At 41.2% G+C, this 10,367-nt stretch carries 8 protein-coding genes and 2 rRNA genes; 6 read left to right on the forward strand and 4 right to left on the reverse strand.

The annotated features are described in order from the left end of the window. Positions 1-216 precede the first annotated feature (216 nt). From erpA to DC082_RS06025, 5 genes are all read left to right on the forward strand, one after another. On the forward strand, positions 217-597 hold the full coding sequence (erpA, locus tag DC082_RS06005; RefSeq protein WP_369828025.1) for an iron-sulfur cluster insertion protein ErpA: 381 nt from the start codon (positions 217-219) through the stop codon (positions 595-597). Positions 598-888: 291 nt separating this feature from the next. Next, positions 889-1,809 (forward strand): SPFH domain-containing protein, encoded by a 921-nt coding sequence (locus DC082_RS06010; RefSeq protein WP_094566578.1) that lies wholly within the window; start codon positions 889-891, stop codon positions 1,807-1,809. Beyond that, positions 1,806-2,258, forward strand: a complete 453-nt coding sequence (locus DC082_RS06015; RefSeq protein ID WP_094566577.1) for an NfeD family protein — start codon at positions 1,806-1,808, stop codon at positions 2,256-2,258. Before DC082_RS06010 ends, DC082_RS06015 begins: the two co-directional genes overlap by 4 nt. A gap of 12 nt (positions 2,259-2,270) precedes the next feature. After that, positions 2,271-3,455, forward strand: coding sequence for a DUF2868 domain-containing protein (locus DC082_RS06020; protein ID WP_109236136.1), 1,185 nt, complete (start codon positions 2,271-2,273; stop codon positions 3,453-3,455). Between the two features lie 95 nt (positions 3,456-3,550). Continuing rightward, positions 3,551-4,984, forward strand: coding sequence for a GTPase/DUF3482 domain-containing protein (locus tag DC082_RS06025; protein WP_109236137.1), 1,434 nt, complete (start codon positions 3,551-3,553; stop codon positions 4,982-4,984). An 85-nt stretch (positions 4,985-5,069) separates the two neighbouring features. Here DC082_RS06025 and DC082_RS06030 read toward each other — a convergent pair whose 3' ends face one another. Continuing rightward, positions 5,070-6,968: a bifunctional 2',3'-cyclic-nucleotide 2'-phosphodiesterase/3'-nucleotidase gene (locus tag DC082_RS06030; protein WP_109236138.1), complete on the reverse strand. Its 1,899-nt coding sequence runs from the start codon at positions 6,966-6,968 to the stop codon at positions 5,070-5,072. Between the two features lie 6 nt (positions 6,969-6,974). After that, complete coding sequence (prfA, locus tag DC082_RS06035) at positions 6,975-8,063, reverse strand: peptide chain release factor 1 (RefSeq protein WP_109236139.1); 1,089 nt, start codon at positions 8,061-8,063, stop codon at positions 6,975-6,977. Positions 8,064-8,156: 93 nt separating this feature from the next. On the opposite strand from prfA, the gene DC082_RS06040 reads away from it, so the two are divergent. Further along, complete coding sequence (locus DC082_RS06040) at positions 8,157-8,459, forward strand: FtsB family cell division protein (protein ID WP_109236140.1); 303 nt, start codon at positions 8,157-8,159, stop codon at positions 8,457-8,459. A 1,415-nt stretch (positions 8,460-9,874) separates the two neighbouring features. Here the strand turns inward: DC082_RS06040 and rrf are convergent. Continuing rightward, positions 9,875-9,989 (reverse strand): 5S ribosomal RNA (gene rrf / locus DC082_RS06045). A gap of 182 nt (positions 9,990-10,171) precedes the next feature. Beyond that, positions 10,172-10,367: ribosomal RNA gene (locus DC082_RS06050) — 23S ribosomal RNA — on the reverse strand; the annotation flags it as partial.

The raw sequence follows: 10,367 nt of genomic DNA on the forward strand, positions 1-10,367 counted from the left end.
AATGAGAAATGGGAAATGGGAAATGGACGGTTCTTATCAAGATACATATTAATAATATTGATTAATAATGCTAATTAATATTGAGCCTCTCTCCCACCCTCTTTTTTTTAAAATATTTCAAGAGTCCTTAGGTTTACAAAAAGTTAGGGAAAGCCCCATCTTTTCTTATCCTAAATATCAAAAGTGTTCTCACCTTACCGATCAATCTGCGGTATAATGGAGCAGAAATGTATTGATTTTAAGGAGAAAGGGATGTCGATGATTGAAGATACAGGAATTAACTTCACAGATTCTGCAGCACTTAAGGTAAAGAGCTTAATCGAAGAGGAAGGTGATTCAACACTTAAACTTCGTGTCTATATCCAAGGCGGTGGCTGTTCAGGCTTCCAATATGGATTTGCATTTGCCAATGAAGTAGAAGAGGGTGATGTTGAAGTTGTGAACCAAGATGTAGTGCTCTTAATTGATCCATTAAGTTACCAATATTTAGTGGGCGCTGAGATCGATTATGTCAATGATCTACAAGGTGAGCAATTTGTAATCCGTAACCCCAATGCTACAACAACTTGTGGATGTGGTAACTCATTTAGTGCTTAATGCAGCATGAGAAATCAGTTCATGAAGATTCGTAACTGATCACTATAGATTGCACCTATCTAAAAGTTCGTTAGATAGGTGTTTTTTTATCTATAATATAATAGATTATATCAGTTTAGCTAAGTCTAAAAAATAACTCTAAAAATTGAGAGTGGCTCATTGAGAGTGGATCAACGTCTTTAAGTCTACTCCTCAATTTTTACATCCCAATATCTATTTTTGATACCCATTTTGATATCTATTTCAATACGCTCTATTTCGATAATAGATACAATTATTTAAGAGGTCACTATGACAACCAGTGCAATTTTAGTCTTAATTATTGCGATTATCGCAATTCTCCTCATTTTTTTAGGGGTCAAAATGGTGCCTCAGGGTTATGAGTATACGATTGAGCGCTTTGGTCGCTATCGAAAGACTATCACCCCGGGGATCTCCTTTATTATCCCTATTTTTGACCGTATTGGACGAAAGATCAACATGATGGAGAGTGTCACCGATGTCCCTTCACAAGCGGTTATTACCAAAGATAATGCAATGGTGCGGGTCGATGGTGTCGTCTTCTTTCAGATCAATGATGCTGCGCGCGCTGCCTACGCTGTTAACAATTTAGGATCTGCGATCTTAAATCTCACCATGACTAATATCAGAACAGTAATGGGATCAATGGATCTCGATGAATTATTATCAAAACGAGATGAGATTAATGCAAGTCTCTTAGCCGTTGTTGATCACGCAACTGAACCTTGGGGCGTCAAAGTCACCCGAATTGAGATTAAAGATATTGAACCCCCGCGTGATCTTGTCGACTCCATGGCAAAGCAGATGAAGGCTGAGCGAGAAAAACGTGCAGCAATTCTTGAGGCTCAAGGAGTGCGAGAAGCAGATATTCTTCGCTCAGAAGGGGAGAAACAATCAGCAATCTTAGCGGCTGAAGGTAAAAAGCAGGCGGCGATCTTAGAAGCAGAAGCTCGTGAACGCTTAGCGGAAGCGGAAGCAAATGCAACATTGATGGTCTCTCAAGCAATTCGAGAAGGGGATGTGCAAGCCATTAACTACTTCGTTGCGCAAAAATATGTTGAAGCATTTGGTAAGATAGCTGAGAGTAAAAATGATAAGATTATTATGATGCCGATGGAGTCATCCGGCATTGTTGGCTCAATTGCAGGTATTGCGGAGCTCGTTAAATCTGCACAAAAGGAATCTAAATGATTGCGCTCTTTTCAGATATCAATCCCATGATGCTCTGGCTCATTGCCGGGGCACTCCTTATTCTCTTTGAAATTATTCTTCCCGGCGTCTATCTCTTTTGGATCGGTATTGCTGCATTAATGGTCGGTGGGGTCTTAAGTGTTATCGATCTATCGATTATTCTGCAGATTCTTCTCTTCGCTATTTTTGCACTTCTTGCGGTCATTGTCGGTGTTAAAACCTATAAAGGAAAAGAGATTAAGAGTAGTGCCCTCAATCAGACTAGGGGTTCTGAATTTATTGGAAGAAATATCACGCTGCAAGAAGCCGTTATCAATCAACAAGGGCGTGTTGCACTTGGAGATAGCACTTGGGCGATTGAAGGGGAAGATCTCCCTGCCGGCAGTCAAATTAGAATTACAGCTGTGAAAGGGAACACCCTTCTCTATGAAGTTATTCACAGAGCATAAAGAGGAGAAGACGTGCAATACCCAGATCAATTTAAGGATAATCAACGTTTTTCTAAAGGAGCGATTCTCCTCTTCTCCTTACTTATCATCTTTATCACGGCAAGTGGTAGTAATGCGCTTTTAACATCACCTATTCATCCTATTGCACTCATATTGGGAATTCTTCTACCTGCCTATCTGTTTCTTCTTTTTGCCCTTGTAAGACGCCATTCACTCTTTGCTGAGTTATTACTGCTACTACAAAAAGGATGGCAAAAAGTTGAAAAACCGCTTCGAAAAAGTCTCTCAAATAGCTCAGAAAAGATCAATGAACCCGATCCAAAACAGCTACTCTATCTTAGTAAAGTGATTATGCATGGCGCATGGATCTTAATTTTTGCGACACTGCTCGTTACACTCTTTTTTCAATTTACCCTCAAGCAGTACTCCTTCAATCTCTTTAGTACTCTCTTTCCTGATCGTAGTGACTTCTACTTTCTAATCATTCAACTCTTGAACTTTCTTCCTGACCTCATCGCCGGAGAATTGATCTCCCCTGCAATTGTTGAACATAGTCTCAATCTACCCCCTACCGCCATCGAGAATGCCGCATGGGCGCGCTGGATCTTAATAATGATTGCTCTCTATGGTTTAATTCCACGTATTATACTCTTCCTTCTCGCCCAAAGAAGCTATAAGAAGTATCTCAAAGATCAACAAAAAAATGAGCATCGTTCGCTTCTATCTGGGGAAGGAAAAGTGATAGATGCCGCAAAAGCAAGACCACAAAGCCTTCGCCCACCGAAGAGCATCCGCTACGGAGAAGGTGAAAAAAGGATTGCCCTCGACTATGTCGGAGAGGTACCTCACTCTAAAGAGAGTGATAAAATCGTGGAGATCATCAATAGCAGAGCTGATTTCCAACAGCTACTCTCCCAACTACAATCGTCGCCTCTTGCATATCTTATTATCTATATCGATACTCAATTGACGCCTGATAGAAGTCTATTACGAAGAATCTATACATTGATGAATTTAGCATTAAGCACCGAGATCATCTTAGTAACCCATCAAAATCCTTCACGAGAAGAGGAGTGGCAACATAAATTGACCCCTAATCTCTATAAAGATGAAAGAATTCTTCTCTACCCTGCGCCGCAGAAGGTAAAAAATAGAGGAGATCAGCCACCTAGAAGTAATAGCGATCCGCTATCATAGCGACTGCATCTATGATATCTATTACATCTAATGCATTGATTTAATACATTGATTTAATACATTAATCGATTAAAAGGAGATTCCGTCGAATAATTATGGGGCTAAAAACATTAAAGATCGCTATCGTAGGTCATACCAATACAGGAAAGACCTCCTTAATTAGAACGATTACCCGAGAGAGAAATTTTGGTGAAGTTCGTGATGAAGCTTCAACTACCATCGATGTCGCCGAGATTAAACGCGCCTCTCAAGAATTAACATTTACCTATGTAGATACTCCCGGCATGGAAGATGCGATGGGGGTCCTCGATCTTCTAGAGGAGCGGTATCCTTCTAATACACGATTAGAGGAGTCAGAAAATCTCCTTAAATTTGCCCAAGATCATGCGGTTGAAGCGCTCTTTGAACAAGAGGTTAAGGTGATTAAGCAACTCTTTGTGGCCGATCTGATCTGTTATGTCGTCGATTGTCGTCTCCCCTTCCTTCCTAAATTTGATGATGAGCTGACACTCATTGAGAAGACCCATAAACCGATTCTCCCCATTCTCAACTTTATTCAAGGAGAACATCTTTCTGCATGGAAACAGCATCTTAAAGCCCACGGCATTCATCACTATCTCGAATTTGATACTATTATGCCGCCACAAAAGAAGCGATTTTATGAGCAGATCGCGATTATGTTTCCTGAATATTATGCGGAAATTATGGCTTATAACGCTCTCGAAGAATTAGCGGATCAACAACGCTTAGAGCGAGCGATGCAGATTGTGGCAAACTTCTATCTCAATTTGATGACCTTACAACTCAAAGAGAAGCAGAATGCCCCGGCAGAAAAGGTAATGAAAAAACTCAATCAAATGATTGAAAAATTAGAAAAACGCGCCTTTGAAGCACTGCTCTCTCTTTATCAATTTAATCGTGAAGATATCGCCTATTTTCAATTAGCAATTGAAGGATCACAATATGAGCAAGATCTCTTCACAAGTGATAATCTCATCGATTTTTCAATGCAGTTTGGTAAAGGCGCAAGTGTAGGCGCGGGCCTCTTTGCCGGCGTTGATGCTTTAGCAGGCTTTACCACTTTAGGAGCAGCAACAGCGACTGGCGCGATATTAGGAGGACTTGCCGCCTCTTTTAAACATTATGGAAACTCTCTTCTCGATCATCTTAATAACTTAGAGACCTACTGTATCAATGATACGGCAATTGATCTCCTTCTCTCGAGAATGCTCTATGTTGTCGGTCTTCTCAACGGAAGAAGTCATGCTGTTCTCCAACCGATCTACCTTCAGGAAATTCAAAAAAATGATAAAAGTAATGGTTGGAGAGATAAGAATGATGAGAGTGAAAAAAGCGATCTACACCAATTGATTGCTGAAGGTCGTTATCTCCGCTCCTACCCACAATATTTTGAAAAAGAGGGACCAATGATCAATAGCAAACGTCAAAAAATAGTTCTGGATCTAAGTAAAAAATTGAAATCTCTCTATCTTCAAACAATAAAAGAGAGAGATTTCTCAGAGAAATAGAGATAAGTAGAGGAAAAGATCCATCGAAAGAAGCGTAAAAACAGAGATTTATAACGAATCAGAAATAAGATGCGTTAGTCTCGCACTACCTAAAATCTAACTGGTAGAGTGCAAACTTTTCAGCATCTTCTCCAACTCTCTTAATAGGATATTGTGATGTCTGCGAAATAATAGATTCGGCTAAAGCGCTATTAGCAGACTCTAGCAAAACCGATCGTCCTTCAAGCGCGGATTGATCAAGAGACCAATTGCAATCAGGGTTGATACTCAACATCTGCGCCCCCTTCTCCATAATATAAGAGAGGATTACTTCGGGAATCTCCTTCATCGTGCTACAAACCATATTGCCTTTTCCCGCGCCGGGAAAACGATCCACCAAAGCTCTATAACTATTAGTTGCTAGATAGAATCGATCCTCTGGCAAAATCTTTCTCCCCCCATGCTCTAGATTAACAATTCGCTCACTCTCCTGATTCATCAATGTTAGATCAGGGGCATAACGAGGAGCCACCGTTGGATCAATCTGATAAGTAATTCCTTTAATGACATCAAAATTATAAGGACGATATTTCGCCCAATTAATCAGATGTTGCACTTCATCCATTGGTAAAATCTGATGGTAGATACTTGCACAACACTCAAGCCACTCTTTTAAATTCTCTCCCGAGATCTCTAAAACAACTAGATAGTTGGGATAGACATAGAGATCAGCAATATCTTTAAAAGAGAGCTTTCCAGGAGAGATTTCGGTAAAGTAAGTGGGATCATCTTTTCGACTTCCCACCTTAAAGAGTGGAACTGCGGAAAGAAGCGGAAGCTCTTCTCGATGAGGAAGCTCCGCTAACAGCTTCTCGGCATAATGGCTCTGCGCATCAGCAACGATCTGAATACAATTATCATCTTGTATCAAAGAGAGATAACTATAAAACCCGCTATCGGTATAACCAACGGGAACATTCATCGTTTCACGAATCACCTCATGTGCCACTTCGATACTCTTCCAATAGAGAGGATTAATCGCTCTGCCAGGAGCTAAATAACTATCAATCCCGCGCAACTCACTCTTTCCTGATTCAAGTAGTTGCCAGCCTTCATCACTCTCAACTAATTCTAGATCGATCACGCCTAACCATTTTGCCCATGATCCCGGCATGACAGTAGGTGTACCACAAATGGTCCCCGCATCAACATCAAAACCTAAGGAACTTAATTCACGATAACTTTCAGAAGGAAAACGACGATGCTGATGACCTGTAATTAGAAGATCCACATCCTCAATCTGAGCGATATAGTAGCCACTATTCTCCATCTCCTCCTCAAAAGGACGCTTAGAGAGACCTGTATGGGCTAAAACAACCACTAAATCAGCACCTGCAACCTTCAAATTTGCAGCCTCTTCTTTAACAGCTTGATAGGCATCTTGAGTCACTAAACGATGATTGGCAACCGCATATTCATCAAGGTGCGTCTTATCCCAAGTTGTAATTTGGGGTGGTACAATTCCGGTAACCCCAATTTTCAACTCAATCTCCGCGCCCGCTTCACTGATAAAGTTTCGCGTTAACATCACAGAAGGGGGAAGAAAAGGCACACCATCTATCGTTTCAATATTGGCATTAACATAAGGGAAATTGGCTTGAGACAATACTTCAAGTAGATAAGGCACGCCAAAATTAAACTCATGATTACCTAACGTTGCCGCATCATAACCGATTGCATTCATCAGCGCATAGGCGGGATGGCCATTGGTGACGGCATAATCACGTAGATAATCAGACATCGGAGATCCCTGTAGCAGATCTCCATTATCAAAGAGCAAGGTATTACCATTCTCACAACGGGCATCATCAATTAGATTCGCCAGACTAATCAGCCCTAAACGATCGACAACCTGATCTTTATAGTAATCAAAGTTTGTATAAAAACCATGGATATCGGTTGTAGCAAGAATGCGTAACTTTAACCTATCACTCACCTTCTTCATAAAATATTATGACTCATCCCCTATCGCAGCTAATAGATCTGCTTGGTTCTCTTGAATTAAGGGCTCAATAATCTGATCAAGATCACCATTAACAATCTCATCAAGCTTATAGAGCGTTAAATTGATCCGATGATCTGTGATCCGTCCTTGAGGATAGTTATAAGTGCGAATACGCTCTGAACGATCTCCTGAACCTACTAAACTACGACGAGTTTCACTCATCTCTTTCTGCTCACGTTCACGTTCAGCTTCTAAAAGTCGGGATCCAAGAAGACTCATCGCCTTCGCCTTATTCTTATGCTGTGAACGCTCATCCTGACACTCAACCACAACGCCGGTTGGTAAATGCGTAATACGAATCGCTGAATCTGTCACGTTAACGTGCTGTCCACCGGCACCTGATGAACGGAATGTATCGATTTTAAGATCTGCGGGATTAATCTCAATCATCTCTGTTTCAGGAATTTCTGGCAAAATAGCCACGGTAGCAGCGGAAGTATGAACTCGACCTTGAGATTCTGTCTCTGGAACTCGTTGAACACGGTGTGCTCCCGATTCAAACTTAAGACGAGAGTAAGCACCCTGCCCCTCAATACGAGCAATCACCTCTTTATATCCACCATGCTCACCATGATGTTCGCTGATCAACTCAACACGCCAGCCACGCTCTTCGGCATAACGCATATACATACGTAAAAGATCGCCCGCAAAAATAGCTGCTTCATCTCCACCTGTTCCGGCACGAACCTCAAGGAAGATATTGCTATCATCATAAGGGTCTGTGGGTAATAATAAGATACTTAATGATTTTTCTAATCGCTCTTTCTCTGCCTCTAATAAGGGAAGCTCCTCTTTTGCCAACTCCTTCATTTCGCTATCGGAGCCATCAAAGATCTCTTTCACATCTTGCAATGCAGCTTCATTTTGCTTCCACTCATTAAACTCTGCAACGACAGGGTCTAGGTGAGCATATTCTTGTGATAATTCTCTAAACTTATTATTATCACTGATCACATCAGGATCCGATAGAAGATGAGATACCTCTTCTAACCGTTCCGCCAATTCATCTAACTTTATAATTATACTGTCTTTCATAAGTACTTATGCGCTATAATAGTGGATTAAAACATCTATCTGCTCATTATCTCAAATCTAGAGGCTTTCGTATACATTGCGAGTTAATCAATTATGAAACTAATGCACCTACTATTACTTATATTAGTTCTCGTATTAGGGCTACTTATTAAACAGATATGGTTTGATACAGATTCTGGCCCCAAACAGATTGAAGAGCTGCAAGTAAAGTTAGAAGCATTAAAAGAGCAAAATAAAAGACTACATAATCAAAATAATCATGCTCGACAAATTATCAATGGAATCAAGCACAACTACTCTGCAAGAGAGGAGTTAGCCAGAAAACACTTAGGTCTTATTAAAGAAGATGAAACATTTTTTCATGTTATACCTTCTGAAGATTCAACAAATAAATAATCAACGCTTCCCTATCATTCTATCGATATCCTCGATACTTGTCTGTGGAATACAAAAATTCATCAGTAACAACTAATTTCGCGACCTCATAGATGCCAAGCAAACATTAGTTAAAAGAGTAAAGTAGTCGATTTCCGCCTTTCCAAAAACCTTTTATATTAGAAATATAATAATAAAACAAATAAAAGCTGATAAATTGCCGGTCCTCACTATCACGTTCTTCCAAAAATCACGTGCTGGCAAGAGGCATAGAAGATACCGACTAGCGGGCATACAGTTGTGATAAGAGTGAAATAGTCGGCTCCCGCCACTCAATAAATCCTCTTATAAGTTCAAACCCTGAAACAAACAGAGGCTGATGAGTTGCCGGATCTTGCTACTGCATACTTCCAATAATCGCATGCCGGCAAATATCGCTACATTAATAATTAATCATACTGAAAAAAACAGACTGACGAGCTGCCGGTCTTCACTATCACGTTCTTCCAAAAACTGCGTGCCGGCAAGAGGCATTGAAAATGCCGGCCGGCGGACATGCAGTTGTGATAAAAGCGAGATAGTCGGCTCCCGCCACTCAATAAATCCTCTTATAAGTTCAAACACTAAAACAAACAGAAGCTGATGAGTTGCCGGATCTTACTATCACGTTCTTCCAGAAACTGTGTGCCGGCAAGAGGCATTGAAAAGGCCGACCGGCGGGCATACGGTTGTAATAAGAGTGAGATAGTCGGCTCCCGCCACTCAATAAATCCTCTTATGAGTTCAAACCCTAAAACAAACAGAGGCTGATGAATTGCCGGTCCTCACTATAGCGTTCTTCCAAAAACTGCGTGCCGTCAAGAGGCATCGAAAATGCCCAAACTGCGGGCATGCACCGGCTAAAAGAATGAAGTAGTCGGTTCCCGCAGCTCCACGTATCCTCTTAAGAATCATAAAAATGATTAGTTGAGGCAACAAAGGCTGATGAGTTGCCGTATCTTACTACTGCATTCTTCCAGAAACTGCGTGCCGGCAAGGGGCATAGAAGATACCGACCGGCGGGCATACAGTTGTGATAAGAGTGAGAGAGTCGGCTCCCGCCACTCAATAAATCCTCTTATAAGTTCAAACCCTGAAACAAACAGAGGCTGATGAATTGTCGGTCCTCACTATCACGTTCTTCCAAAAACTGCGTGCCGGCAAGGGGCATCGAAAATGCCCAAACTGCGGGCATGCGCTGGCTAAAAGAATGAAGTAGTCCATACCCGTAGCTCCAGGAGCTTTCTTAAGGAGAAAAGATTCAGGATTATTAGTAGCCATTCATCATTCTGCTTTCTATTAACTCTATTGAATAAAGAGAAATTACTTAAAAATTACTTAAAAAATCCAGACAAAGAAAAAGCTCCTAGCTGATTAGCTAGGAGCTCTTAATGAAGCCCTGGGGTTGACCTACTCTCACATGGGATCTCCCACACTACCATCGGCGCTGCTACGTTTCACTTCTGAGTTCGGGATGGGATCAGGTGGTTCCATAGCGCTATTTTCCCCAGGAAAACTGGCTTGTGCTTGAAGTGCGGATGCATCTCTGCATTTTATCTTGCACTCCACTCACGAATAAATTTGATTAGTTGGTTAGTAACAGCAATGTCTGATTGAATTGCTTAAGTTGTTTGTATTCGCGTCAACTTTGGAAACGATCATGTCTCGTATCAAAATTGTCTAAGACCTATTATATGGTCAAGCCTCACGGTCAATTAGTATTGGTAAGCTCAATGCATTACTGCACTTACACACCCAACCTATCAACGTCGTAGTCTTCGACGGACCTTCAGAGGGGTTAAACCCCTAGGGAAATCTAATCTTGAGGTGGGCTTCCCGCTTAGATGCTTTCAGCGGTTATCCCGTCCGTATGTAGCTACCCGGCTATGC

It is taken from the genome of Ignatzschineria indica, from assembly GCF_003121925.1.
In the GTDB taxonomy this organism is placed as follows: domain Bacteria; phylum Pseudomonadota; class Gammaproteobacteria; order Cardiobacteriales; family Wohlfahrtiimonadaceae; genus Ignatzschineria; species Ignatzschineria indica.

What these genes read in the sequence shown, in the direction of transcription:
- prfA (WP_109236139.1), bottom strand. Translation starts at nt 8,063, where the DNA reads ATGAAAGACAGTATAATTATAAAGTTAGATGAATTGGCGGAACGGTTA.
- DC082_RS06025 (WP_109236137.1), top strand. Translation starts at nt 3,551, where the DNA reads ATGGGGCTAAAAACATTAAAGATCGCTATCGTAGGTCATACCAATACA.
- erpA (WP_369828025.1), top strand. Translation starts at nt 217, where the DNA reads ATGGAGCAGAAATGTATTGATTTTAAGGAGAAAGGGATGTCGATGATT.
- DC082_RS06030 (WP_109236138.1), bottom strand. Translation starts at nt 6,968, where the DNA reads ATGAAGAAGGTGAGTGATAGGTTAAAGTTACGCATTCTTGCTACAACC.
- DC082_RS06015 (WP_094566577.1), top strand. Translation starts at nt 1,806, where the DNA reads ATGATTGCGCTCTTTTCAGATATCAATCCCATGATGCTCTGGCTCATT.
- DC082_RS06010 (WP_094566578.1), top strand. Translation starts at nt 889, where the DNA reads ATGACAACCAGTGCAATTTTAGTCTTAATTATTGCGATTATCGCAATT.
- DC082_RS06040 (WP_109236140.1), top strand. Translation starts at nt 8,157, where the DNA reads ATGAAACTAATGCACCTACTATTACTTATATTAGTTCTCGTATTAGGG.